Source organism: Buttiauxella sp. BIGb0471 (assembly GCF_024807715.1).
Taxonomy (GTDB): Bacteria; Pseudomonadota; Gammaproteobacteria; order Enterobacterales; family Enterobacteriaceae; genus Buttiauxella; species Buttiauxella agrestis.
The window spans coordinates 784,915-810,522 of record NZ_JANUEU010000001.1 but is presented as its reverse complement, the minus strand read 5'-3'; the positions used below and the strand labels follow the sequence as shown (position 1 = coordinate 810,522).

At 48.7% G+C, this 25,608-nt stretch carries 27 protein-coding genes; 12 read left to right on the top strand and 15 right to left on the bottom strand.

All coding sequences use genetic code 11. From position 1 onward, the window contains the following. Positions 1 to 36 precede the first annotated feature (36 nt). The 4 genes from M2371_RS03820 to mntP all read left to right on the top strand — a co-directional run bounded on the left by M2371_RS03820 (position 37) and on the right by mntP (position 3,203). Entirely contained in the window at positions 37 to 837 is an 801-nt protein-coding gene (locus M2371_RS03820; RefSeq protein ID WP_034455198.1) for a PTS mannose/fructose/sorbose transporter subunit IIC, read from the top strand. 12 nt (positions 838 to 849) lie between these two features. Next, positions 850 to 1,704: a PTS mannose transporter subunit IID gene (locus M2371_RS03815; RefSeq protein ID WP_034495941.1), complete on the top strand. Its 855-nt coding sequence runs from the start codon at positions 850 to 852 to the stop codon at positions 1,702 to 1,704. Between the two features lie 59 nt (positions 1,705 to 1,763). Further along, a complete protein-coding gene (locus tag M2371_RS03810; RefSeq protein WP_115628272.1) occupies positions 1,764 to 2,222 on the top strand; it encodes a DUF986 family protein in 459 nt (152 codons plus the stop codon). A 408-nt stretch (positions 2,223 to 2,630) separates the two neighbouring features. Next, the gene (mntP, locus tag M2371_RS03805) at positions 2,631 to 3,203 is read left to right on the top strand and encodes a manganese efflux pump MntP (protein ID WP_034495945.1); all 573 of its coding nucleotides are present in this window, start codon (positions 2,631 to 2,633) and stop codon (positions 3,201 to 3,203) included. Here the strand turns inward: mntP and rlmA are convergent. The 6 genes from rlmA to mgrB form a co-directional block, all read right to left on the bottom strand. Beyond that, a complete protein-coding gene (gene rlmA, locus M2371_RS03800; RefSeq protein WP_259266923.1) occupies positions 3,182 to 4,006 on the bottom strand; it encodes a 23S rRNA (guanine(745)-N(1))-methyltransferase in 825 nt (274 codons plus the stop codon). The genes mntP and rlmA overlap by 22 nt on opposite strands. A gap of 63 nt (positions 4,007 to 4,069) precedes the next feature. Further along, the gene (ftsI, locus tag M2371_RS03795; protein ID WP_259266922.1) at positions 4,070 to 5,815 is read right to left on the bottom strand and encodes a peptidoglycan glycosyltransferase FtsI; all 1,746 of its coding nucleotides are present in this window, start codon (positions 5,813 to 5,815) and stop codon (positions 4,070 to 4,072) included. A 233-nt stretch (positions 5,816 to 6,048) separates the two neighbouring features. After that, a complete protein-coding gene (gene cspE, locus M2371_RS03790; RefSeq protein WP_001062678.1) occupies positions 6,049 to 6,258 on the bottom strand; it encodes a transcription antiterminator/RNA stability regulator CspE in 210 nt (69 codons plus the stop codon). 13 nt (positions 6,259 to 6,271) lie between these two features. Continuing rightward, positions 6,272 to 6,415, bottom strand: coding sequence for a DUF2627 domain-containing protein (locus tag M2371_RS03785; RefSeq protein WP_072011169.1), 144 nt, complete (start codon positions 6,413 to 6,415; stop codon positions 6,272 to 6,274). A gap of 733 nt (positions 6,416 to 7,148) precedes the next feature. Next, complete coding sequence (locus M2371_RS03780) at positions 7,149 to 7,436, bottom strand: YebO family protein (RefSeq protein WP_172893909.1); 288 nt, start codon at positions 7,434 to 7,436, stop codon at positions 7,149 to 7,151. A 73-nt stretch (positions 7,437 to 7,509) separates the two neighbouring features. After that, positions 7,510 to 7,653: a PhoP/PhoQ regulator MgrB gene (mgrB, locus tag M2371_RS03775; protein WP_034495950.1), complete on the bottom strand. Its 144-nt coding sequence runs from the start codon at positions 7,651 to 7,653 to the stop codon at positions 7,510 to 7,512. A gap of 159 nt (positions 7,654 to 7,812) precedes the next feature. Here mgrB and M2371_RS03770 point away from each other — a divergent pair, with 159 nt between their 5' ends. After that, complete coding sequence (locus M2371_RS03770; RefSeq protein ID WP_172893908.1) at positions 7,813 to 8,055, top strand: YobH family protein; 243 nt, start codon at positions 7,813 to 7,815, stop codon at positions 8,053 to 8,055. A 47-nt stretch (positions 8,056 to 8,102) separates the two neighbouring features. Here M2371_RS03770 and kdgR read toward each other — a convergent pair whose 3' ends face one another. Then, positions 8,103 to 8,894: a DNA-binding transcriptional regulator KdgR gene (gene kdgR, locus M2371_RS03765; RefSeq protein WP_034495954.1), complete on the bottom strand. Its 792-nt coding sequence runs from the start codon at positions 8,892 to 8,894 to the stop codon at positions 8,103 to 8,105. Between the two features lie 177 nt (positions 8,895 to 9,071). Here kdgR and M2371_RS03760 point away from each other — a divergent pair, with 177 nt between their 5' ends. After that, on the top strand, positions 9,072 to 10,448 hold the full coding sequence (locus tag M2371_RS03760) for an MFS transporter (RefSeq protein ID WP_259266921.1): 1,377 nt from the start codon (positions 9,072 to 9,074) through the stop codon (positions 10,446 to 10,448). 46 nt (positions 10,449 to 10,494) lie between these two features. Here M2371_RS03760 and htpX read toward each other — a convergent pair whose 3' ends face one another. The 4 genes from htpX to M2371_RS03740 form a co-directional block, all read right to left on the bottom strand. Beyond that, complete coding sequence (gene htpX / locus M2371_RS03755) at positions 10,495 to 11,376, bottom strand: protease HtpX (protein WP_259267265.1); 882 nt, start codon at positions 11,374 to 11,376, stop codon at positions 10,495 to 10,497. Positions 11,377 to 11,568: 192 nt separating this feature from the next. Then, positions 11,569 to 13,617 (bottom strand): carboxy terminal-processing peptidase, encoded by a 2,049-nt coding sequence (gene prc / locus M2371_RS03750; RefSeq protein ID WP_259266920.1) that lies wholly within the window; start codon positions 13,615 to 13,617, stop codon positions 11,569 to 11,571. A gap of 20 nt (positions 13,618 to 13,637) precedes the next feature. Further along, the gene (gene proQ / locus M2371_RS03745) at positions 13,638 to 14,318 is read right to left on the bottom strand and encodes an RNA chaperone ProQ (RefSeq protein ID WP_034495962.1); all 681 of its coding nucleotides are present in this window, start codon (positions 14,316 to 14,318) and stop codon (positions 13,638 to 13,640) included. 104 nt (positions 14,319 to 14,422) lie between these two features. Further along, a complete protein-coding gene (locus M2371_RS03740; protein WP_259266919.1) occupies positions 14,423 to 14,911 on the bottom strand; it encodes a GAF domain-containing protein in 489 nt (162 codons plus the stop codon). Between the two features lie 171 nt (positions 14,912 to 15,082). On the opposite strand from M2371_RS03740, the gene yebS reads away from it, so the two are divergent. The 5 genes from yebS to M2371_RS03715 all read left to right on the top strand — a co-directional run bounded on the left by yebS (position 15,083) and on the right by M2371_RS03715 (position 21,098). After that, positions 15,083 to 16,327, top strand: a complete 1,245-nt coding sequence (gene yebS, locus M2371_RS03735) for a membrane integrity lipid transport subunit YebS (RefSeq protein ID WP_172893904.1) — start codon at positions 15,083 to 15,085, stop codon at positions 16,325 to 16,327. After that, positions 16,296 to 18,932, top strand: coding sequence for a PqiB family protein (locus M2371_RS03730; RefSeq protein WP_259266918.1), 2,637 nt, complete (start codon positions 16,296 to 16,298; stop codon positions 18,930 to 18,932). Before yebS ends, M2371_RS03730 begins: the two co-directional genes overlap by 32 nt. Before the next feature lie 72 nt (positions 18,933 to 19,004). Beyond that, the gene (gene rsmF, locus M2371_RS03725; protein WP_259266917.1) at positions 19,005 to 20,447 is read left to right on the top strand and encodes a 16S rRNA (cytosine(1407)-C(5))-methyltransferase RsmF; all 1,443 of its coding nucleotides are present in this window, start codon (positions 19,005 to 19,007) and stop codon (positions 20,445 to 20,447) included. A gap of 113 nt (positions 20,448 to 20,560) precedes the next feature. Continuing rightward, positions 20,561 to 20,800, top strand: a complete 240-nt coding sequence (locus M2371_RS03720) for a YebV family protein (protein WP_034495973.1) — start codon at positions 20,561 to 20,563, stop codon at positions 20,798 to 20,800. Positions 20,801 to 20,906: 106 nt separating this feature from the next. Continuing rightward, positions 20,907 to 21,098 (top strand): YebW family protein, encoded by a 192-nt coding sequence (locus M2371_RS03715; RefSeq protein WP_034495974.1) that lies wholly within the window; start codon positions 20,907 to 20,909, stop codon positions 21,096 to 21,098. Between the two features lie 32 nt (positions 21,099 to 21,130). Here the strand turns inward: M2371_RS03715 and M2371_RS03710 are convergent, their stop codons facing one another. From M2371_RS03710 to M2371_RS03695, 4 genes are all read right to left on the bottom strand, one after another. Then, positions 21,131 to 21,775, bottom strand: a complete 645-nt coding sequence (locus tag M2371_RS03710) for a metallophosphoesterase (protein ID WP_259266916.1) — start codon at positions 21,773 to 21,775, stop codon at positions 21,131 to 21,133. A gap of 55 nt (positions 21,776 to 21,830) precedes the next feature. Further along, the gene (locus tag M2371_RS03705; RefSeq protein WP_259266915.1) at positions 21,831 to 22,358 is read right to left on the bottom strand and encodes a GNAT family N-acetyltransferase; all 528 of its coding nucleotides are present in this window, start codon (positions 22,356 to 22,358) and stop codon (positions 21,831 to 21,833) included. A gap of 104 nt (positions 22,359 to 22,462) precedes the next feature. Continuing rightward, positions 22,463 to 22,591, bottom strand: coding sequence for a hypothetical protein (locus M2371_RS03700; protein ID WP_256682659.1), 129 nt, complete (start codon positions 22,589 to 22,591; stop codon positions 22,463 to 22,465). 94 nt (positions 22,592 to 22,685) lie between these two features. Next, the gene (locus tag M2371_RS03695; RefSeq protein WP_259266914.1) at positions 22,686 to 24,176 is read right to left on the bottom strand and encodes a SulP family inorganic anion transporter; all 1,491 of its coding nucleotides are present in this window, start codon (positions 24,174 to 24,176) and stop codon (positions 22,686 to 22,688) included. 312 nt (positions 24,177 to 24,488) lie between these two features. Between M2371_RS03695 and M2371_RS03690 the strand changes: the two genes are divergently transcribed. Further along, entirely contained in the window at positions 24,489 to 25,403 is a 915-nt protein-coding gene (locus M2371_RS03690) for a transporter substrate-binding domain-containing protein (protein WP_259266913.1), read from the top strand. The last annotated feature ends 205 nt before the right edge of the window (positions 25,404 to 25,608 follow it).

Below are 25,608 nucleotides of genomic sequence, written 5' to 3'. Positions count from 1 at the left end.
TTTCACACATAAGTCACACGTTTAAGGAGAAGTACAATGGAGATTACCACTCTTCAGATTGTGCTGGTGTTTGTCGTAGCCTGTATTGCCGGTATGGAGTCGGTGCTCGATGAATTTCAGTTCCACCGCCCGCTGGTCGCCTGTACCTTAATTGGTCTGGTACTGGGTGATATGAAAACCGGTATTATTATCGGTGGTACGTTAGAAATGATTGCTCTGGGTTGGATGAACATCGGTGCGGCGGTTGCTCCCGATGCGGCCCTGGCGTCGATTATCTCAACCATTCTGGTTATAGCCGGACACCAGGGCATCGGTTCTGGTATCGCTCTGGCCATTCCACTGGCAGCAGCAGGCCAGGTTCTGACCATTATCGTTCGTACCATCACCGTGGGCTTCCAGCACGCAGCAGATAAGGCGGCCGAAAATGGCAACTTATCGGCCCTGTCCTGGATTCACGTTTCCTCCCTGTTCTTGCAAGCAATGCGTATCGCAATCCCTGCTGTTATCGTCGCGGTTTCCGTCGGTACAAGCGAAGTACAGAACATGTTGAACGCCATTCCTGAAGTGGTGACAAGTGGTCTGAACATTGCTGGCGGCATGATTGTTGTTGTGGGTTATGCGATGGTCATCAACATGATGCGCGCAGGCTACCTGATGCCATTCTTCTATCTGGGCTTCGTTACCGCGGCTTTCACCAACTTCAACCTGGTTGCACTGGGTGTGATTGGTGCTGTGATGGCAATTCTGTACATCCAGTTAAGCCCGAAATACAACCGTTCCGCCGGTGCACCAGCGCCAGCAGCCGGTGCTAACGATCTCGATAACGAATTAGATTAATAGGTGAGCGAAATGGTTGATACCACCAAAACAACGACTACCGAGAAAAAACTCACCCCAGGTGATATTCGTGGCGTATTCCTGCGTTCAAACCTGTTCCAGGGTTCATGGAACTTCGAACGTATGCAGGCGCTAGGCTTCTGCTTCTCAATGATTCCGGCCATCAAACGCCTGTATCCTGAGAATAACGATGCGCGTAAACAAGCGATTAAACGCCACCTGGAATTCTTTAACACCCATCCATATGTAGCGGCTCCCGTTCTGGGCGTTACCCTTGCGATGGAAGAGCAACGTGCAAATGGTGCAGAAATTGACGATGGTGCCATCAACGGTATCAAAGTTGGTTTGATGGGGCCGCTGGCCGGTGTCGGTGACCCAATCTTCTGGGGTACTGTACGTCCAGTATTCGCAGCGCTGGGTGCTGGTATCGCGATGAGCGGTAGCCTGCTTGGGCCATTGCTGTTCTTCATCCTGTTCAACGCGGTGCGTTTGCTGACTCGTTATTACGGCGTGGCTTACGGTTACCGTAAAGGTATTGATATCGTAAAAGATATGGGCGGCGGCTTCCTGCAGAAACTGACTGAGGGGGCGTCAATTCTCGGCCTCTTTGTCATGGGGGCGCTGGTTAACAAGTGGACGCACGTTAATATACCGCTGGTCGTGTCGAAGATAACCGACCAGACTGGCGCAGTTAAAGTGACCACCGTTCAAACCATTCTTGATCAGTTGATGCCTGGCCTTGTACCGTTGCTGTTAACGTTTGCTTGTATGTGGCTGCTGCGTAAGAAAGTCAACGCGCTGTGGATCATCATGGGCTTCTTCGTTATCGGTATCGTCGGTTATGCCATCGGCCTGCTGGGTCTGTAATTTGAGCATTTGAGTACAACCGGGGGCCTGCCCCCGGTTTTTTTATTTTGGGAGGTGTCATGACGTTAACAGATGTCGTTCTACTGGTATTTATCGTGCTGTTGCTTGGCTGGGCCATTTATGATGAATTCATTATGGATAAGCTCAAGGGCAAAACCCTGTTAAAAATCACCCTACTACGCCGTAATCGTATCGACAGTACCATCTTCGTTGGCCTGGTCGTAATCCTCATCTACAACAACGTCACCACCAATGGCACTGCGCTCACCACCTGGTTATTATCTGCTCTGGCTTTATTAGCTATTTATATTTCATGGATTCGCCAGCCTAAACTGCTATTCAAATCAGAAGGTTTCTTCTTTGCAAACGTGTGGATTTTATACTCCCGTATTAAAGAAATGAATTTATCTGAAGATGGTGTACTGGTGATGCAATTGGAACAACGCCGTTTGCTTATTCGGGTCAAAGATATTGATGACCTGGAAAGAATTTATAAATTAATGGTTAATAATCAGTAAATTATAGAAATAGCAAAGACTATATTCCTATATTTTTTGTACAGCACATAAATATAGCCGATGCTATTTCGCACAGTTAGTGTGCTTTTATTTTAACGCTTTGATTACCTGATGAGGCAAATGAAAATCGTTATCATTTAAAAGTCAACAATAATAGCTTTCAATAATTGTTTTATCTTTGAAAAATATGTTAAGGTTGCGCCCGTCGTTGGGGAGTAGCCGATTTTCGCGATTGCGAAAATGTACATGTCAACATACTCGTTACTGGTTTAAATAAATTTTTTAATCAGAAATATAACGTGGCATGTACGACTCAGATGCTGAGTAGGCGAGACCATAGGCACGTAGCCATCGTTTTAGTTGGGGATGGATTGCGTGTATATGGATATTCCCAACTGAGGCGTTTTAATGAATCTCTCCGCAACAATTATTCTCGCTTTCGGCATGTCGATGGATGCGTTTGCTGCATCAATCGGGAAAGGTGCCTCACTCCATAAACCTAAGTTTTCAGAAGCATTACGCACTGGTCTTATCTTTGGCGTCATCGAAACAATCACCCCACTTATTGGCTGGTGTTTAGGGCTTTTGGCAAGCCAGGTGGTGCTGGAATGGAATCATTGGGTTGCTTTCATCTTGCTGGTGTTTCTTGGCATTCGAATGATTTATGAAGGGGTGCGCGGTAACGATGACGAAGAAGCGCCTAAGCTTCAACGTCATGGGTTCTGGTTATTAGTCACCACCGCAATCGCCACCAGTCTGGATGCCATGGCCGTCGGCGTGGGTCTGGCTTTTCTGCAGGTCAATATTATCGAAACTGCGCTAGCGATTGGCTGCGCGACCATGATCATGTCCACGCTGGGTATGATGCTGGGCCGTTTTATCGGCCCGCTGCTGGGCAAACGCGCCGAGATCCTCGGCGGTGTCGTGCTAATAGGAATCGGCTGCCAGATTCTATACGGTCATTTCAGCACGTTGAGCTGATCTTCGCGACGCCAGACACGAATCACAAAATCTGTCTCACAATTGAACGCCGTTTCAGCCGCGAGTGCTTGCCAGACTTCAGGGCGAGCACGCCAGGCAAACGGCGTCATCTGCAACAAAGCCACCGCCTCATCTCCCTTTAACCTCATCGACCAACCAATTTGTTGCGTTTGCACGGCAATGAACCCCGGTAAAGACTCGGACTCCGCGCTGTGTAACATCACGTTGTCATAGATTAAGCCTTTAAGCTGCATCAGGTGTCGCGGCCCTGGGGTTGCCGTAATCACAACGCCGCCAGGTTTAACCACTCGCGCTAACTCTTCAGCTTTACACGGGGCAAAAATACGCACTACAGCATCAAGGCTATTATCGTCGAAAGGCAAACGGTGGCTTGAAGCCACGCAAAAATGTACTTGCGGATAGCGTTTTGCCGCATAGCGAATTGCTATTTTTGCGACGTCTAATCCCCAGGTAGTCCCATTTTGTTTTGCGACGATCTCCGCAAATCCGGCGGTGTAGTACCCTTCCCCACAACCGATATCCAGCAATGTTGCAGGCGTGGCCTGTTCTAAAATCTGGCAAATGGTATCGCGCAGCGGCTGATAGTGCCCGGCATCAAGAAAAGCTCTGCGCGCCTGCATCATTTCACTGCTATCACCCGGATCTTTAGAACGCTTATGCTGAACGGGCAGCAAATTCACATATCCCTCTTTTGCCTTATCGAATTGATGACCTTGCGGGCAAACAAAGCTCCGCCCTTCAGGAGCAAGGGGCGCGTGACATAGCGGGCAAAGATAAGACATAGAAACTCCGGGCAATCGTAAAGGTCGCAAGTGTAACGCTAAACGCCCGGTTTCGAAAAGCCACTAACCTGCGGAGTTATCTCTGGAGGACTTGTTTAACACTGTCACATTTTCGTTCCCGGCGGGTAAACCATCAGGCTCAATATTTTCCAGTCGCAAAACATCGCTCATTATCTGGCTGAATACGGGGGCTGATACCGCCCCACCATAATACGCGCCGTTTTCAGGATCGTTAATCACCACCACCAGCGCAAAGCGTGGGTTACTTGCAGGCGCAACGCCTGCGGTGTAAGCAATATATTTATTGATATATTTTCCGTCGTCGCCAATTTTCTTCGCCGTCCCTGTTTTAATCGCCACACGATAGCCACGCACGGCTGCTTTTACCCCGCCGCCGCCCGGCAGAGCAACGCTTTCCATCATATGTTCAACCTGGTGAGCAATAGCTTCCGACATGACTCGTTGCCCGACAACTGGCGGATCAACACGCGTGATTGAAAGCGGCCCGGAAATGCCGTAGCTGCCAATAGTGGCGTAAACGTGGGCCAGTTGCAGCGGCGTGACCATTAAACCGTAGCCGAAAGAAAACGTGGCGCGATCCAGTTCACCCCAAAATCTGCGATGCGGTAGCAGGCCGCTACTTTCCCCGGTCAGGCCCAATCCCGTCGGCATGCCAAAGCCGAAGTTTTTGTATGTATCCAGTAGTTTCTGAATAGGCATAGCCAGAGAAAGGCGTGACACACCCGTGTCGCTCGATTTTTGCAAAATACCGGTTAGCGTCAGTTGCGGGTAGTAACCCACGTCGCGAATACGATGCCCATCAATAATATAAGGGTGGGTATCTATTACGCTGTCAGGTTGAACGATCCCCTGCTGCAAAGCCGTCATAACCACCATCGGTTTGACCGTTGAACCCGGTTCAAAAGTGTCACTAATGGCACGGTTGCGAAATTCGTTAAGCGTGGCGCCTTCGCGATTGTTCGGGTTAAATGTTGGGCAACTCGCCATTGCCAATACTTCACCGGTATTAACATCCAGAATAACGGCTGCGGCAGATTCAGCTTTGTTCCATGAAACGGCATTGCTTAGCGCATCTTCGGTAACAGTTTGCAAACGCTCATCAATACTGAGCATCAGGTTATGGGCAGGAGTAGCTGCAGTTTCCGTTATATTCTCAATAACGTGGCCGTGCCGGTCTTTGCGGACTAATCTTTCGCCCGCCTTACCGGTCAACTGGCGATTAAAACTCTTCTCAACCCCTTCAATTCCCTGGTCGTCGATGTTTGTAAATCCGAGCAAATTCGCAGCGACATGACCTGCTGGATAAAAACGTCGGGATTCATCACGCAGGAAAATTCCAGGCAGTTTCAAACTCTCTATATATTGCGCTTGCTGTGGGTCGAGTTGGCGTGCGAGATAGATAAATCGATCGGCGGGATTACGACGAATGCGGGCGGCGATGTCATTAAGTGGCATGTTTAGCGTTGTCGCCAGCGCTTGCCAGCGGCTGCTTATCTGCACGCCACCTTTTTCCATTACCGATTTCGGGTCAGCCCAGATAGCTTTTACCGGAACGCTTACTGCTAATGGACGTCCGCTACGATCTTCAATCATCCCCCGCGGTACAACCACGGCTTCTTCGCGTAGGGAACGCATGTCTTCTTGCTTGACCAGATTGTCTGGCGAGATGATTTGTAACCACGCGACTCTTCCAAGCAAAAACACCAGACACATGAAGATAGCGATGCAAAGCAGAGCAAAACGCCACTGAACAAAATTCCCCACGATTCCAGGAGCGATTTTTCTCACATCCAATCCTTAACGACAACTAAGCGATTGAAAATTTAAACATAATGAGGAAAGTAACCAGACAGGAACAGTGCTACAAGATGCGCTGCTTTGCTACAAGACATAACTGGCGAGATGATTCAGAAACACTTAGAAAAACAATGATTAAGTATCAAACATGAAAAAGCCCCGCTACAAGAGCGGGGCTTTTATCAGAATTTGGCGTTATTCGCGCCAGGTCTAATTCAACGGAATTAGATAGCAGTTACGTTAACCGCTGCAGGGCCTTTCTGGCCGTCCTGGATTTCGAACTCAACGTTCTGGCCTTCAGCCAGAGTTTTGAAGCCGTTACCCTGGATTGCAGAGAAGTGTACGAACACGTCTTTGCTGCCGTCAGCAGGAGTAATGAAGCCAAAACCTTTAGACTCGTTGAACCACTTAACTTGACCTTTAATCTTTGCCATTTTGCAAAATTCCTTAGATTGTTTTCTTCGCCCGCAGGCATAACTTAGCTAAAACAGAGACATTACTGCATGAGGCACTAATATAAGGCTCGGCAGAGAAGCGGTATTCAACGACAACGTGTTTACTCAGGTCTTCTTTACTGAAAATGCCACACATAAACAGAACTGTACCTCGTTTAACCCAAAGTGTTATCACATACTACGCAATCAATGGCAAGCCATTTTTCGGTATGTATCGATCTGTCGCACAAATCCCGAAACCCTTATTGTTAATGAAAATGAAATGCACAATAAATGCATAGAATTAACATTAAGCAACGATGATTCCGGACATTAGTTTGAAGAACGTAAACAACGTTTTTACCATAGCCCAAAGAGATCTATTCGTCCAGGCGAAGTGTCAAAAATTCGATGATGTAGACATTATCCTTATGATTTTTTTAGCATAGCTATTCAAAAAATGAACAATGTTGTCGTACCAAAAAATGAACAAGTCTGGATAGTTAAATAGGAGAAATGACTGGGTGAATAAAGCTTGAGCGATTAATTGTTTATATTGCACCAAAATAATGAAAGTTTAATGACACGCTGCTTCACAATGAAGCAATAAAAACGTTTCGCTATATTCATCAACTAATATAAACGTCTTAGCGTTGTGCTAAATATCGCTTTAGGATTTTTAGGCTGTTTTAAACATTGATTCCGATAAGTCTAGAAATTGAACAACATCCTACAGCGTTAGCTTCATGAATTGTATCGGGGGAATCTTCGCGTTCTTTTAGCCCAAGCTCACATCACCCGGTTTTCGCGAAATGGGGTTCCAGATGTCGAAAACCGTCGAATTGGTGATGAGATTTTAAGGGATCAGCGCAGGGGTGCGAGTACCAGGATTAGCGCTCAGCGACCAGACGAATAAAATCATCTTCTTCGTCGTCTTCTTTCTTAACAACTTCAACTTCTTCCTTCACAACTTCCGGCTCGTTCGCTTCGCACAAACGGCGTAACAGCGCATTCTGGCGCTTTTGTTGATCCAACAGCTCTTCCAGCAGCTCAATCTGCTCATTAGTACGGCTGCTCGCTCGGTTAACAAAAAACCAAATCACGAGACCGATGATCAGAACAACCAGAGACACTGTCAAAGACGCGATATTTAACGCGCCAACACTTAATTCGTTCATCTTACCACCTCAGCAAAACCCGTATTCTACACTTGCCACGGCACAAGGTAAGCCTCCTGCTGATAAAAAGACACTACCAGGGGATAAATTTATTAATCGTGCAAATGCCGCTGAAGAATTGTACATCTTGATCGCACATCACATTGACCATTTGAGTCCATAGCAGCAGGCAGATGAACAAAACCGCAGCCAAAATGAACCATCTGTACTTTCTCACTACTCTCTCCACCTCGTAACAATTTAAAGATAAGTTTGGCATAGGCATCTTAAACATTGCGTAACATCAGCGCATATATTATTTAAGAATCATCATATTGCTACAGCAACCTCATCCGTTACGCTTAGTAGTCTATTAACCTATTAATAAGAGGCATATATGCGTAGGGTGATTCGCGCGATAATCATAATAGCGCTTCTGTGGATAGGCTTGCTGCTCTCAGGATACGGCGTTCTGATTGGAAGCCAGGAAAATGTTGCGGGTCTGGGGTTGCAGTGCAAATATCTTACTGCGCGAAATATAACCACAGCCCAGTTTATACATAGCAATAGCGGGATTATAGGGCTTACTGATTGCCCGATATTGCGCAAAAGTGCCGAAGTTATCGACAATGGTCAGTAAAGAGGCTGAATGAAAAACGCCGCTATTACGCGGCGTTGATTATTTCATCAGAATGGATATTCGTGATAACCCATTTGCTCAGAAATAGTACGAGCGGCGTCATGAAGCATCGCCACATATTCATGAAGTCTGTCTTCAGAGAAACGTAACGTCGGGAATGAAATACTCAACCCTGCAATGACAACACCGAAACGGTCGAATACCGGTACGCCGATACAGCGCAGACCTTCTTCTTGTTCCTGATTATCTTCGCCATAGCCCTGCTCGCGAACGGTATCCAGCACTTTCAGCAATTCATCAGTGCTGGTAATTGTGCGTTCAGTGCTACGTGTGTATTCCACATCAGCAAGAATTTCACGCACTTCTTCGCGGTCACGCCAGGCCAGCAGAACTTTACCAATCGCAGTACTGTAGAGCGGATTACGACGACCAATGCGCGAATACATGCGCAGGTTGTACATGGAATCAATTTTGTGGATATAGACAATACTGTCTTCATCCAACGCACCCAGGTGGATGGTTTCTTTTGTCAGACGCGACAGTTCGCGCATCTGAATGTCCGCACTGCGAATCAAATCAACGTTTTGCAACGCACGTGCGCCCAACTCAAATAGCTTCAGCGTCAGCGAGTACTTTTCGGATTCGCCTTCCTGTGCCACATAACCCAGGGATTTCATTGTCTGCAAAAAGCGATAGACGGTGCTTTTTGACATCATTACGCGTTGCGATAATTCAGTGATACCAATTTCGCGTTCTTCGCCAAGAGCCTGTAAGATGCCAAAAACTTTCAGGACAGAAGAGACAGAATCAGGTTGTTTATCCAGATCTGCGATTGCCATTAAATCACCTCGATCGCATTTGTTTTATAAAAATCAGAACCGGTTTTTAGTATAAGTTGACTACCATGTCATCGCAATGAATCTATTCTATTTCGTTACAAATCTGCGACATATCCCGTAAATTTAGTGCTATTATTATTTCTCTTCGAATATCGCCTCGTGAAGTCAAACATTCCTATGGATAAAACCCTTGCTGATGGGCTGCCATTGCCGCAGCGCTATGGTGCTATTTTAGCCATTGCGTTAGGTATAACCATGGCCGTACTTGATGGCGTAATCGCAAACGTCGCCCTTCCCACCATTGCCCGAGAACTTAATGCCAGCCCGGCTGAATCCATCTGGATTGTGAACAGTTACCAAATTGCGATAATTGTTTCGTTACTTTCTATGTCGTTCCTGGGGGATATATTTGGTTATCGCCGGGTATATCAGTGCGGATTAATTCTGTTCTGCATGACTTCCCTTTTTTGTGCGTTATCAAATTCATTACCCATGCTGACATTTGCTCGCGTACTCCAGGGATTTGGCGGTGCGGCATTAATGAGCGTTAATACCGCACTCATTCGGCTTATTTATCCGCAAAAGTACCTTGGCCGCGGTATGGGAATTAACTCGTTTATTGTTGCCGTTTCATCTGCTGCCGGACCAACCATTGCCGCCGCTATTTTGTCGGTTGCATCATGGAAATGGTTGTTTTTGATTAACGTTCCGATCGGCATCGTTGCTCTCATCCTGGCTTTGCGTTTTCTGCCACCAAACCAACAAAAATCACAGGGCCAGCGCTTTGACATACCCAGCGCCATTATGAATGCTCTAACGTTTGGTTTGCTCATCTCCGCGATAAGCGGTTTTGCCCAGGGACAATCTGGTTGGCTGATTATCGGAGAGCTGGCTGCGCTAGCCGTGATCGGGTTCTTCTTTGTCCGCCGACAACTGACTCTTCCCTTCCCTTTATTGCCCGTCGATTTACTGCGTGTTCCGATATTTTCGCTATCTATTGGGACGTCAGTCTGTTCCTTTGCGGCGCAGATGCTCGCCATGGTTTCACTGCCTTTCTTCCTGCAATCGACGCTAGGACGCAGTGAAGTGGAAACCGGCCTGCTACTCACTCCCTGGCCGATTGCGACGATGATCATGGCTCCCATTGCGGGACATTTAATTGAACGAGTGCATGCGGGGCTGCTTGGTGGGATTGGTTTAGCCGTGATGGCCTGCGGTTTGTTTGCGCTGGCAATGTTGCCTCATAACCCGTCCGATATTGATATCATCTGGCGCATGGTTTTGTGTGGTGCCGGTTTTGGTTTGTTCCAGTCACCAAACAATCACACCATTATCTCTTCCGCTCCGCGTCACCGCAGCGGTGGTGCCAGCGGCATGTTAGGCACCGCTCGGTTACTCGGTCAAAGTTGTGGCGCGGCCTTGGTAGCTCTGATGTTCAACCTGTTCACCACTCACGGAACGCACGCCTCGTTATTGCTGGCTGGCAGTTTTGCCACTGTCGCCGCCATTGTCAGTAGCTTACGGATGTCTCAGTCTCGACTCCCACAGGCATAAAAAAAGGCGTGCCAGCGATGGCACGCCTTTTTAACTCAATTTATTCCTACTTCAGGTATTCACCATTACGCAGCGCTTCAATACGCTTATCCAACGGCGGGTGGGTCATGAACAATTCGCTCATTGACTTAGCCTTACCATTGATGCAAAACGCCATCATGCTGCTGGCTTCTTGCGGTTCATAGCTGGTTTTCAGGCGCTGCAAAGCGGCAATCATTTTTTCACGACCAACCAATTTTGCAGAACCGGCATCAGCATGGAATTCACGGTGGCGCGAGAACCACATCGTGATAATGCTCGCCAGGATACCGAATACCAGCTCCAGTACTGTCGCAATCGCAAAATAAACGAACGGGTTGCCATTGTTGCTTTCACCTTCATCCCTGTTTCCGGACAAGAAGCCAGAGGCGACCTGCGCGATGATACGAGAAATGAAGATGACGAAGGTGTTCACCACGCCCTGAATCAGGGTCATCGTGACCATGTCACCGTTCGCGATATGGCTAATTTCGTGAGCGATAACCGCTTCCGCTTCATCACGGCTCATGTTCTGCAACAGGCCCGTACTTACCGCAACCAGTGATGCATTACGACGTGCGCCGGTTGCGAACGCGTTGATGTCTGGCGCATGGTAAACAGCCACCTGTGGCATGGCGATACCCGCCAGCTGTGACTGCTGGCGAACCGTTTCCATCAGCCAGCGCTCAGTTTCGTTACGTGGTTGCTCAATCACTTCCCCACCGACTGAACGAAGCGCCATCCATTTGGACATCAGCAATGAGATGATTGAACCGCCAAAGCCAAACAACACCGCCATGATCATCAGACCCTGTACGCTGCTCGACTGGATCCCCGTCAGGCTTAGCACTAGCCCGAAAACGACCATGACCGCAAGGTTGGTCAACAGGAAAAGCCCGATACGCATCATAATTTTCTTTTTACCTCGGTTAAAAATACGCATTCTGCGTTACCCCACATCGTAGGGGCAAGCCTGCCATTTTCAAGCATTCATCGTGTCCAAGTGGTTAATAATACATAACTTTACATTTAAGAAGAGGTAGGTTTACGCGGCTTGATAGAGGTAAAAAAAACGGGCACAAAATTTTGTGCCCGTTAGGGGTTACTTAGCAGGAGTCGGTTGCTCGGCTGGTTTATCTTGCTGCATTTTCGCAAGGTCCAGCGCAATGTGTACCGTTTCATCAAGATACGGATCGGGTTCTTGATAATCCTTCGGCAAATCGTCCAGTTTCTTCAACGGCGCTTTGCCTTCTCGCTTGTAGCGATCGTTAATACGTGCCAGTCGCGTGGCATCATCTTCCTGGTTTTCTTTCTCTCGTTGAGCAAGATTCAGAGAGACAATATTGCGCTTCTCTTTCAGGGCATTGAAGCGAGCAATGTCCTTCATGATGTACTGGAACTCTGGATCGGCTGCAATTCTGTCCTGATGGAGTTTCAGCAACTGCGGCTCAAACGAAGACAGGTCGCCGGACTTAACGTAAGTCGCTGCGTTAATGCTATCCCATGGGAGGGCATTGTCTTCAAATTTCTCGCCGGTTTCTGTCTCTTCAGTACCTGTTGGCATCATGACGTCTGGCGTCACACCTTTACGCTGAGTACTGCCGCCATTAATGCGGTAAAACTTCTGGATGGTGTACTGCACAGAGCCTAATGCTGGCCATTCCGGGCGCAACATCTGATCGTAGATACGGTTCAATGAACGGTATTGCTGAACAGTACCTTTACCAAAGGTAGGTTCGCCGACAATCAGCGCGCGGCCATAATCCTGCATTGCTGCCGCGAAGATCTCAGAGGCAGAAGCACTGAAACGGTCAACCATCACCACCAGTGGGCCTTTGTAATACACCACGCCGTCAGTATCGCTGTCTTCGCGCACTTTGCCGTTGTTATCACGAACCTGAACAACAGGGCCACCTGGAATGAACAAACCAGAAAGTGAAACAGCTTCGGTTAATGCCCCGCCGCCGTTAGAGCGTAAATCAATAATCACACTCTTAACGTTCTGTTTTTCCATTTTCTGCAGCTGGACTTTGACGTCATCCGTCAGGCCAACGTAGAAACCAGGAATATCCAGCACGCCCACTTTGTCTTTGCCGACCGTTTTAATTGTCAGTTTAACTGCGCGGTCTTCAAGACGGATACGTTCACGCGTTAATGTTACGATGCGCGTTTTGGTGCCCTTGCCAGCAGGCAAGATTTCCAGGCGAACTTTGCTGCCTTTCGGCCCTTTGATCAACGCAACAACGTCATCAAGACGCCAGCCAATGACATCGATCATCGCTTTACCGGTTTGGCCTACGCCGACAATGCGATCACCGACGGTAATCGCTTTGCTTTTCGCAGCCGGGCCACCCGCAACCATCGAGTTAATTACCGTATAGTCATCGTCCATCTGCAACACGGCACCAATACCTTCCAGAGATAAACTCATTTCGGTATTGAATTGTTCCGTATTACGCGGCGACAAATAGTTGGTGTGAGGGTCGATTTCGTGGGCAAAGGCGGTCATCGCCAGCGAGAAAACATCTTCGCTATTGGATTGAGCCAAACGGCGAATCGCGAACTGATAACGCTTGGTCAGCGTTTCACGAATTTCCTGATCGGTTTTACCGGTCAGCTTCAGGCTCAGTTCATCAAACTTAACTTTGCTATCCCACAGGGTGTTTAACTCTGCAACGCTGGTCGGCCACGGCGATTTGCTGCGATCAACGTTGAAGGTGTCATTTCCTGTGAAATCCATCGGCTTTTCCAGCACCTTCAACGCGTATTGATAACGTTCAAAACGACGTTTTTGGGCCAGATTGTAGAGATCGTAAAAGACGTCCAGTTTGCCGGTGCGCAATTCATCGCCTATCAGTTTCTTGCGCGACACAAACTGCTCAACGTCGCTGGCGAGCAGTACGTTGTGGCTATAGTCGAGAAGGTTTAGATAGCGATCGAAAATTTTTGCGGAAAAATTTTCATCCAGATCAAACTGACGGTAATGCGAGCGAGTAAAGCGTGATGTGACACGCTCACTCACTGTAGCGTGCTGAGTCTCTTCCTTTAACTGCGGGATTTGATCGGCACGCGTGATATTTTCGACGGCCAGTGCGCTACCTGCAAGAAACAACAGACTAGCGACCGCCGTACGCTTAAAGAGTTTGTTCATGCCAGGGTCTGGCCTCCGTTTCAGAACTGCAAGTGTTCTGCGCGTACGATCATTGCCATACCAGAAGTCAGCTGTACACGGACGCCATCTTTGGTAATTTCCAGTACGGTGGCATCCATCGCGTTATTACCCGCTTTGACTTTGATTGCCTGACCCACCTGCAAAGCAGAAATGTCCGTAACCGGAGTGCGTTTTTCTTCGACCGGAGCCTGAGGAGCCGGTTTTTCTGCACGTGGTTTACGTTCTGCAGCTTCAGGGCGACGCGGTGCAGGACGAGGTTTGCGCTCACGGCGAGGCTTATCAGCAACGGTTTCACCGTTAGCAATAGCCGCTTCGCGTTTTTTCGCTGCCTGTTCTGCGCGCTGTGCTTGAACACGAGCTTTTGCTTCTTCAAGCTGCTTGCGAGCATGCTCAACATGTTGCTCATCGAGTTCACCGCAAGGGTTGCCGTCGAGATCCACACGGGTTGCGCCGACTTTGATACCGTACAGGTAACGCCAGCTTGAAGTGTAAAGACGTAACGCGGAACGAAGTTGAGTTTTACTGAGGCTCATCTCCCCTTCAACGCGCGCGACTAAATCCTGGAAGATACCAATCTTCAGGGGGCGGGCTTCACCTTCAGCACTAAAGCACTGTGGGAAACGCTCTGCCAAAAAGGCGATGACTTCTTTGCTACTATTCAACTTGGGTTGATTTTCCATGAAATTTCCTGATTACAACGGAGTTGCCAACAATCCGCAGGCATGAACAGGCGACATTATAATGACGCTATCAGCAAATGCCACGTTATCCGTTGTTTATCATGCTATCGAGTGAAGAATTTTTTAAAATCCGTGTCGGCAAGCATCAGCGAAAGCTGCGTTACCAGTTGAGATAAGCCGATTTGGTCTTCGGGTGTGAAGCGCCCAAACTCAGTGCTATCAATATCCAGAACCCCAATTACCCCACCATTTACCGTCAATGGAAGTACAATTTCGGAGTTGCTGGCCGCGTCACAGGCGATGTGACCATCAAAGGCATGCACGTCTTCTACACGTTGAATGCTATTGGTGGATACCGCTGTACCGCAAACACCTTTTCCAACAGGAATACGCACACAGGCGATTTTCCCCTGGAATGGACCGAGTACCAGAGTGTCGCCTTCTAATAGATAGAAACCCGCCCAGTTTACTCCTTCAAGCCGTTCAAATAGCAATGCACTGGTATTTGCCAGCGTCGCCAGAAAACTTGTTTCACCTGCCATTAGCGCACTGAAATCGCGGTTTAAGTCCGCGTAAAATTGTTCTTTGTTCATTGATTAACCATAGTATGTTGTCTTACTCAACTGCATAGCATAGTAAAATAAGCATTAAATGCGTTATGCCACAAGGTGTATCATTCCGTGAATTACTATACGCTTAACGAATATTTCATAATCCATTGAGATGCCCCATGCGCCAACGGTATTCCCTGCTTACGATGACACATGAAAATACACGCCATTAGCCATGCTGTACCGCAGGCACGTTATCAGCGTTGCCCCCAATGCGATACACTTTTCTCGTTACCGTTGGTTAAATCATCGCAGAGCGCGTATTGCCCGCGCTGTGACGCCAAAGTTTACCATGGACGCGACTGGTCATTAACTCGCCTGGCAGCCATGGCGGTGGCCATGTTGCTCCTCATGCCCGTTGCTTTTTCCGAGCCTTTGGTGCGCATCTATCTATTAGGCACGCGCATTGACGCTAACCTTTTTCAGGGCATCTGGCAGATGACCAGCCAGGGCGATCCGCTCACCGCGGCAATGGTCATGTTCTGCGCGGTGGGTGCACCTGCGACTCTGGTTGCCGGTATCGCCTATCTCTATTTCGGTCATATTCTGGGCATGAACCTGCGCCCGGTATTGCTGATGCTTGAGAAGCTCAAAGAATGGGTGATGCTGGATATTTATCTGGTCGCCATCGGCGTGGCCTGCATAAAGGTACGCGAGTTTGCGTTCATCCAGCCGGGTGTCGGCCTGGTGGCATTTATCGCGCTGGTGATCCTGAGCCTGTTGACCCTGATTCATCTCAACATGGAACAGCTGTGGTCCCGTTTCTACCCGCAACGACCACCCCGTGCGTGGAACCCGCAACTTCGAGTGTGTCTGGGCTGCCATTTCACGGGGGTACCGGATAATCGCGGACGTTGCCCACGCTGTCACGTGCCTTTGCGAGTGCGTCGTCGCCATAGTCTACAAAAATCCTGGGCAGCTTTAATCGGCTCGTTAGTGTTCCTGCTGCCTGCAAATCTACTCCCAATATCAATACTTTACGTAAATGGCTCGCGCCAGGAAGACACCATTCTTTCCGGTATTATTTCCCTTGCCAACAGTAATATTGCGGTTGCCGCTGTGGTTTTCATTGCCAGTATTCTGGTGCCTTTTACCAAAGTTATCGTTTTGATTTCATTGCTGGTAAGCATTCATTTCAAATGTGAAAGAGGGCTTAGAACACGCATTTTACTGCTACGCTTTATTACCTGGATTGGCCGTTGGTCCATTCTCGACCTCTTTGTTATTTCGCTTACGATGTCGCTGGTTAATCGCGATCAGTTATTGGCATTTACTATGGGACCGGCTGCGTTTTATTTTGGCGCAGCGGTTATTTTAACTATTCTTGCTGTCGAATGGCTGGATAGCCGACTACTTTGGGACGCACATGAGTCAGGAAATGCCCGCTTCACCGACTGAAGCGCGAATTAAAACAAAACGCCGTATTTCGCCCTTCTGGTTGCTGCCAATTATCGCTTTGATGATTGCCAGTTGGCTGATGTGGACAACCTGGGAGGAACGCGGCACCACAGCGACCATTGATTTCATTTCCGCAGACGGCATTGTTGCCGGGCGCACGCCTGTCCGTTATCAGGGTGTCGAAGTCGGCACCGTGCAGAGCGTGAGCCTGAGCAAAGACCTGCGCAAAATAGAAGTGAAAGTCAGTATTAAAAGCGATATGAAAAACGCGCTGCGCGAGGACACCCAATTCTGGCTGGTCACGCCGAAAGCCTCACTGGCCGGGGTTTCCGGGCTGGATGCGTTGGTTGGCGGGAACTATATCGGCATGATGCCCGGTAAAGGTGAACCGCAAGAGCACTTTAGCGCACTCGATACACAGCCCAAATATCGCCTGAATAACGGCGAGCTGATGATTCACCTCCATGCGCCAGATTTAGGCTCTCTCAATAGCGGATCGCTGGTCTATTACCGCAAAATTCCGGTCGGCCGTGTCTACGACTACACCATTAATAACAATAAACAGGGTGTCACTATTGATGTGCTGGTCGATCGGCGCTTCGCCAAGCTGGTGAAAAAAGGCAGTCGTTTCTGGAATGTCTCTGGCGTGAAAGCGAACGTCAGCCTTTCCGGCGCGCAGGTGCAACTGGAAAGCCTCGCCGCGTTAGTTAACGGTGCCATTGCCTTTGACTCGCCGGAAAACTCCGCTGAAGCCAAAGCTGAAGACGAGTTCGGCCTGTATGAAGACCTGGCGCACAGCCAGCGCGGCGTGATCATCGATCTCGATCTGCCAAGCGGCAAAGGTTTAACCGCTGGCTCCACGGCGTTAATGTACCAGGGCCTCGAAGTGGGTACGTTGACCAAGCTTAATCTCAATCCAGGCAGCACAGTCACCGGGCAAATGACCGTCGACCCAAGTGTTGTCAATTTGATGCGCAGCGGCACGCGTATTGAGCTTCGTGATCCGAAAATTTCGCTCAGTAACCCGAATCTCAGCAGTCTGCTTACTGGAAGCACGTTTGAACTAGTCCCTGGCGAAGGCGAACCACAGAATCACTTTGTGGTTTTCCCAAGTGATAAAACGCTGCTGCAACAACCTGATGTTATTACCCTCAAACTGACGGCTCCGGAAAGTTACGGCATTGATGCTGGTCAGCCGATCATTTTGCACGGCGTTCAGGTAGGCCAAATTCTGGAGCGCACATTGTCTGCCAAAGGCGTCACCTTCTCTGCTGCCATCGATCCTGAATATCGGCATCTGATTCAGGGCGACAGTAAATTCGTCGTGAATAGCCGTATTGACGTGAAAATGGGTATCGATGGTATCGAGCTTTTAGGTGCCAGTGCCAGCGAGTGGATCAACGGCGGTGTGCGTATTATTCCAGGCAGCAAAAAAGGGGCGATGAATGAAAGCTATCCGCTTTACGCTAACCTGGAAAAAGCGGTTGAAAACAGCCTGAGTGACCTGCCAACGACGACATTAACGTTAACCGCATCCACCCTTCCAGACATTCAGACGGGTTCCGTGGTGCTGTATCGTAAATTCCAGGTCGGGGAGATTATCAGCGTCCGTCCTCGTGCCAATAGTTTCGATATCGATGTGAATATCAAGCCGGAATATCGCAACCTGCTGACTGCCAATAGCGTGTTCTGGGCTGAAGGCGGTGCCCGCGTGCAACTCAATGGCAGCGGGCTGACCGTTCAAGCCTCTCCGCTTTCACGTGCCTTAAAAGGTGCGATCAGTTTTGATAACTTATCCGGTGCCAGCGTCGGCCTTAAAAAAGGTGACAAACGGATGTTATACGCTTCTGAAACCGCCGCTCGCGCCGTGGGTAGCCAGATTACCCTGCACACCTTCGATGCTGGCAAACTCTCTGCAGGCATGCCAATTCGCTATCTGGGCATCGATATTGGGCAGTTGGAATCGCTCAATCTCACGGCATCCCGCAGCGAGGTCGAAGCCAAAGCGGTGCTTTATCCGGAATTTGTTCAGACATTCGCTCGTGGTGGCACACGTTTCTCGGTGGTAACACCGAAGATCTCAGCCTCCGGCGTTGATAATCTCGATACCATTCTTCAGCCGTACATCAACGTGGAACCAGGACGCGGCCCAGCCCGCCGTGATTTTGAATTGCAGGAAACGTCTATCACCGACTCTCGTTATTCAGATGGCCTGAGCATCGTGCTGGAAGTTCCGGAAGCCGGGTCATTGAGCATTGGTACACCGGTCCTGTTCCGTGGCGTAGAAGTGGGTACGGTAACGGGCTTAACGTTGGGCAATCTCTCAGACCGCGTGATGATTGGTTTGCGTATCAGCAAACGCTTCCAACACCTGGTACGTGATAGCTCAGTGTTCTGGCTGGCGTCTGGCTACAGTCTTGATTTCGGTCTGACAGGGGGAGTGGTGAAAACCGGCACCTTTAGCCAGTTCATTCGGGGAGGAATTGCCTTTGCAACACCACCTGGTACTCCGCTGGCACCGAAAGCCGAAACCGGTAAGCACTTCTTGTTAGAAGAAAGTGAACCGAAAGAATGGCGCCAATGGGGTACGGCCCTACCGCGTTAATGCCCGCGCCCCGGTGCTTCACCGGGGCGATTGTGCTACACTTGCGCCTTCATTTTTTCCTGGACTTCCTTCGTGGCTCACTCTCAAACCGCCTTTCTCCCGCAAGCCTTTCTTGATGTTATTCGTGATGCGCTCCCGGCAGGACAAACTCTCGATAGTTTTATTGAATACTGCCAACGTCCACTGCGCCGTAGCTTGCGCGTGAATACCCTCAAGATTTCAGTCAGCGACTTTCTTACGCTTGTTGCACCTTACGACTGGCATCTGACGCCGGTTCCGTGGTGCGCGGAAGGTTTCTGGATTGAGCGAGAAGACGAAGAAAGCCTGCCATTGGGTAGCACCGCAGAACATCTAAGCGGTCTGTTTTATATTCAGGAAGCCAGTTCCATGCTGCCGGTTGCCGCGCTGTTCGCTGACGGTAATCAACCCGACCGCATTATGGATGTCGCCGCCGCACCGGGGTCAAAAACCACTCAAATTGCCGCGCGTATGGGCAACCGTGGCGCCATTCTGGCGAACGAATACTCCGCCAGTCGGGTGAAAGTACTGCATGCCAACATCAGCCGCTGTGGTATTAGCAACGTGGCGCTCACGCATTTCGATGGCCGGGTATTTGGTGCAGCGTTACCTGAATGCTTCGATGCGATTTTGCTTGATGCCCCCTGCTCCGGTGAAGGTGTGGTGCGTAAAGATCCCGACGCTCTGCGCAACTGGACGCCAGAAAGCACCACCGGCATTGCCGATACCCAACGCGAGCTTATCGCCAGCGCGTTTCATGCCCTGCGCCCAGGCGGCACATTGATTTATTCGACCTGCACATTAAACCGTGAAGAGAATCAGCAGATTTGCCAGTGGTTACTCGACGAGTGGCCCGATGCAGTTGAAATCGCGCCGCTCAATGATTTATTCCCTGAAGCCAGTAAAGCGATTACAGCGGAAGGTTATCTGCATGTATTCCCACAAATTTATGATTGCGAAGGTTTTTTTGTCGCACGCCTGCGCAAAACGGCATCAATCGAAGCGCTCCCGGCACCGGGTTACAAAGTGGGTAAATTCCCCTTCATCCCGCTGCATGGCAAACAGGCAGCAGAAGTGAAAGCTGCCGCAAAACAATCAGGGATTGCCTGGCAAGATGATCAACAGCTTTGGCTGCGCGATAAAGAAATTTGGTTATTTCCAAAAGAAATTATCCCGCTATTCGGCCAGGTGCGCTTTTCTCGCATTGGTTTACGCCTTGCCGAGCAATACAACAAAGGCTACCGCTGGCAGCACGAAGCCGTGATTGCGCTGGTGACGGGAGACTCCCCACTTGCATTTGCGCTCACCGAATTTGAAGCGGATGAATGGTATCACGGGCGCGATATTTACCCTGATGAGTCCCCTTCTCTCAACGAAGTGATTGTCACTTATCAAGGGCAACCTCTTGGACTGGCAAGAAAAGTCGGCTCACGCCTGAAAAATAGCTATCCGCGAGACCTGGTTCGTGATGGGAAATTGTTCGCTCACAAAGGCTGAGCGCAATAAAAAATAATCGCCATGTCATTTGCAGTTTTCGCACGGTTGTCTACGCTCTAAATTGGGTGATCTCACTGGTCATACCACATGTATCCGGACCCAAGGAGAGCGAGATGACGAAAACAAACGTACGAATAGGCATCTTCGAAATTGATGATGCTGAATTACATGGCGAGCAACAGGGGGATCGAACGTTAAGCATCCCTTGTAAATCAGACCCGGACCTGTGCATGCAACTTGATGCCTGGGATGATGAAACCAGCATACCCGCCGTCTTAGATGGCGAACATTCCGTGCTTTACCGTCAACATTACGACCAGAAATCTGATGCCTGGATCATGCGCCTTGCCTGATTCAAAATGAACCCGTCGCTCAGGCGGGTTAATTAAGTGGTCTGATTACCCCTCTTCCCGTGACTTCTCCTACAATTAAGCCAAACGGTGCAACTCAGAGGCACGAATGTTTGCGTTGGTTTTGTTTGTTTGCTACCTGGACGGTGGCTGTGAAGATATTGTGGTGGACGTTTTTAACACGGAACATCAATGTCTGTTCGCTATGGATGAGCAACGGATCCGCTATGGTGGATGTTTCCCGGTCGAAGACTTTATTGATGGCTTCTGGCGGCCGGCTCACGAGTTTAGTACGTTGTAGCGCACTGGGTTTATCGTGAAAGGAATGACTGTTTACTGAACCTGAACCATCGTAAGTTTATTACCAAAGACAGCGCCGGTATCAATATAGAATTGATTGTGGAAATGACTGACTTCTTTCAGCGGCGTATGTCCAAAGTAGAACTCATCGGCCCCGTCAATATCTGCCCCTCCCCCACGTAAATTTTCATTTAGCCGTGAACGGCTCCAGACTAGCAAATGCTCGTCTACCGGTTGGTTCCAGCGGTACTGCGAAGCGGGATAATCTGCGTGAGCAATAACCAACAACTTCCCCCGGGTGTGGAGTTCAATCACCAATGGTAGCTCACGACAATGTAATAAGGCTTGCTGCACCTTTTGCTGAACCTGTTCAGGCAATTCCTGATACCAGTTCCCGCCATTTATTTGCCAGAGCATCCCTTCACCTTCGTCGAGTGCTTCAAGGGCCATCGCTTCGTGATTGCCTTTCACCGCTCTGAACCATTTGCTATCAAGCAATGCCAGACAGCCAGGGCTGTTAGCTCCCCTGTCGATAAGATCCCCCACCGAGATGACCAGATCCTGGTGGTAATCAAAATGTTGGTGTTTAAGTTGGCTGATGAACTCGGAAAGACAGCCGTGCAAATCACCGACAATAAATACATGCCGCCAGTTCTCACCGTCAATTCGCTGATACATTCCGCCTCCGCACTGGTTGTTTATTACTCAATTATAAACCAGTGCGCGGCTATGGTTAGCGTGTCGGGCGAATGAACATTTTGATTTGCTTGCCGTGGTAATCGACGTTGTGTTGAAACTGGAAACCAAATCGTTCCGCAAGATGGATGGAACGCAGATTATCGTTATCTACAATACAGCAAACTGGCGTGGAAAATTCACGGTCCGCCCAGTGTAAAATCGCGGCTAAGGCTTCTGTGGCATAGCCTTTCCCGTGTACTGAGGGAATTAAAGTCCAGCCCGCTTCCGGAAACTCAAGTTCTGGAGTCAGTTCCCGATGCGCATTCTGAAAACCAAACGCACCGACATAACGCTCGTTATCTTTTTCAAATACCCCCCAATAACCATATCCAAGAGCCTGCCAGTGGCCGATATAGCGTAATAACCGACTCCACGTCATTTCCGGCCCTTGCGGCTGGCCGCCTCCGATAAATTTAACCATTTCCGGGTCAGCCCAGCAGGCGGCTAAATCAGGAAAATCATCCAACGTAAAATGACGTAAAACCAAGCGTTCAGTTTCCAAACGGGGTGCTGCGATAACCATGCTCACGACCTTAACTTTATGACTGATTAAACATTTTCAATATTCTGCCAACATAAAATAAAAAAGGCTGCATTCAATGCAGCCTTTATAGGATGTGATACGAGTTATCTGGCAAATTTCTCCGCTTCTTCAAGCGTTTCAATATGGCTTACACCTAAGAGTACGGTGGTAATCAAACCCACGATGTACCCCACCAGTTTACTATTGAGGATCAGTTTCAAACTTTCTGGCACCTCCGTTTCACTCTGGGACTAACACTAATCTAGCAGTCCCTTCATGATAAAAGTAACGGCAGATTCACACTTTTGTCATCTAATACTCATAGCGTCAGATTTTTCCGCTCAATCGTGCGTGGAAATCGCTACTGCGTAAGTCCAGACCAACAATATCCACTTTGCTTTCATAGCGTTGATAGCGCGTTTCGATTGCATCCAGTACCGCGACGGTAGAGACATCCCAAATTTGCGCCTGAGATAAATCAATAATCACTTTTTGTGGGTCGTCTGCATAACGAAAATGTTCAAACAAATCGTTGCTGCTGGCAAAAAACAGCGGGCCGGTCACTGTATAACGGACAGAATGTCCGTCATCTGACAACGTTCTATCTGCACGCACCACATGAGCGATACGGCGAGCAAACAAAATCATGGCAAAAATAACACCACCCACCACACCCAAAGCCAGGTTTCCAGTTGCAACTGTCACGGCGACAGTCGTTACCATCACCAGCGTTTCCGGGAGCGGTATCCTTTTTAATGTGGCAGGTTTAACGCTGTGCCAGTTAAGTGTTTTGACGGCAACAATCACCATGATGCCAGCCAAAACCACCATCGGGATCTTCGCCATCAGCTCACTTAGCCCTGTGACCAACAACAGCAAGACCAGTCCCGCTGCCAGGGTTGAAACTCGTGTGCGCCCTTTCCCCAGTTCCACGTTAACCATGGTCTGGCCAATCATCGCGCAACCCGCAATGCCACCATAGAAGCCTGCAAAAATATTCGATACGCCTAATCCCCAGCATTCACGACGCTTGCTCGAAGGGGTATCGGTCAGTTCATCGACCAGTTTGGCCGTCAGCAAAGACTCCATTAAGCCGACAAAAGCGATGCTTAAGGCGCACGGCCAGATAATCCGCAAAGTGTCGAGATTGAGCGGCACTAAAAGCTCGGTTAAACCAGGCAAGCCAGCAGCCATCGGCCCGGATTCCCCCACCGTTGGCACGGAGAACCCCATCCCGATACACAAGGCGGTAATCACCAGAATGGCCACCAGCGGAGAAGGAACCATTTTAAACACGCGCGGGAGGAACAGCACGATGATCAATGTGAGCGCAAACAGCCCCCAGACAAGCGGTTCATCCCCCCAAATGTGCGGCATCTGAGCGAAGAAAATCAGAATACCTAGGGCATTCACAAAGCCTGTCATCACTGAAAGCGGGATATAACGCATCATGCGTGCAAGGCCAGTGACCCCAAACAAAATCTGTATTAGGCCGGCCATCAGCACGGCAGGAAAAATATATTCGACCCCATGCTGATGCACCATTGGCCCGATCACTAACGCGACTGAACCCGCAGCGGCTGTCACCATCGCGGGGCGGCCTCCGAGGAATGACATCGAAATACACAATACGATGGAGGCGACCAGGCTAACTTTTGGGTCAACACCGGCAATCACCGAAAATGAAATGATCTCCGGCACCAGTGCCAGAGCGGTGACTATCCCCGCGAGGGATTCACGTGCCAGGAGCCGTGGACTACGCACTACATAGGCGAGAGAATTTTCCCGGCGATGTGCTTCTGTTTGAGTTGTGGTCATAATTTCGTCTTTGCAGGTTTATTTTAATAGTGGTTCATTTTGAACCGGCGTGATTGTACAGAGAGGATAGTAAGGATGCTAATTAATGTGATCTCTATCTCTTTGCGAGCCCTAGTGCTTCGCACAGAATTGCGATGGATTAAAAGCGTTGATGACAGTCCAGAAAATTACACGGCAAATAGTAAAAATGGATAATACCTGTACGACTATTATTAGGAATCAAACATCAAAAACATTATAGTATCGACAGCCATTTCTAATTCTCTATAAAATCATTCATTTTTAGCCATTTTAATTAATGGAGGTTTTCTTTTGTTTAGTCATTTGACTTATTGTAAATCGATTGGTGCTTTTTTGTTGGCAGGCATAGTGCTATTTAGTGAAAATGCTATTGCCGACCCGGTGCTGGATAAAATACTTAACACTCATAATATCAGGCTCGCATGGGTTGATAACACCAAACCTATTTCATGGCTGTCAAATGGAAAACCCGCTGGCATGGCGATAGATATCTGCCTGGATGTAGTCGAAAACCTAAAGCAGCGTTACAAAACGAATATTAATGTCACGTGGGTGAAAGTCGCTACTGCCGCCCGTTTTCAAGTTATAGCGAACAACCAGGCGGATATCCTTTGTGCCGTTGCCGCTAACACCGGGCAACGTGACAAATTAGTGAGTTTTTCTACCCCCTGGCTTTATACCAAAATGAATTACCTGACTAAAAAAGAAAATAACATTAGTAATAAAGAAATGTTGGCAGGACATACTGTAGGCGTCATTAGTGGTGGGACATCCGCAATCATGCTGGCAAAAATGAACCAACAATTTAATTACTCTATTTCCGTTAAATTAGTCAGAGACTTTAGCGAAGGATTTAGTTTACTTGCCGATGACCATATTACGGCATTTGTTACTGATGATATTATCATTCGTGGGAAACTGGTTGATATTCCAGACAGAGAAAAGTATCAAATGAATCCCGAAGGTTTTGGTGAAACATTATCCTACGGACTGGTTGTCGCAAAAGATGCATATAATATGAAAGATATTATCAATGAAGATATAAAAGCGATATTTACCTCCGGGCGATTCGATAAATTATATAATAAGTGGTTTATGTCTCCAGTCTCCCCTTCTGGCGGAAGTGTCCAGCAACCCATGTCTGAAAATCTCCTCGAGCAAGAAAATCGCTTACTGAATACACAAGATAACTCGGCTCAGCAGTAACGCTGATGCCGCAGTAAACTTTCCAGGCCAGTTCCATATGTTAAAGAATGATATTGGCTAGAAAATTAGATATTTGGAAAATATCGAGAAGGCTTTCACCTAAAAATCTCCGGTTATCACCCAAAAAAATGACCGAAAAGTGTTTGGATTCGCGGGAAAAGCAGTTTATGTTGTTATGGGTCTGTTACGAAAAACCCAGGAGACT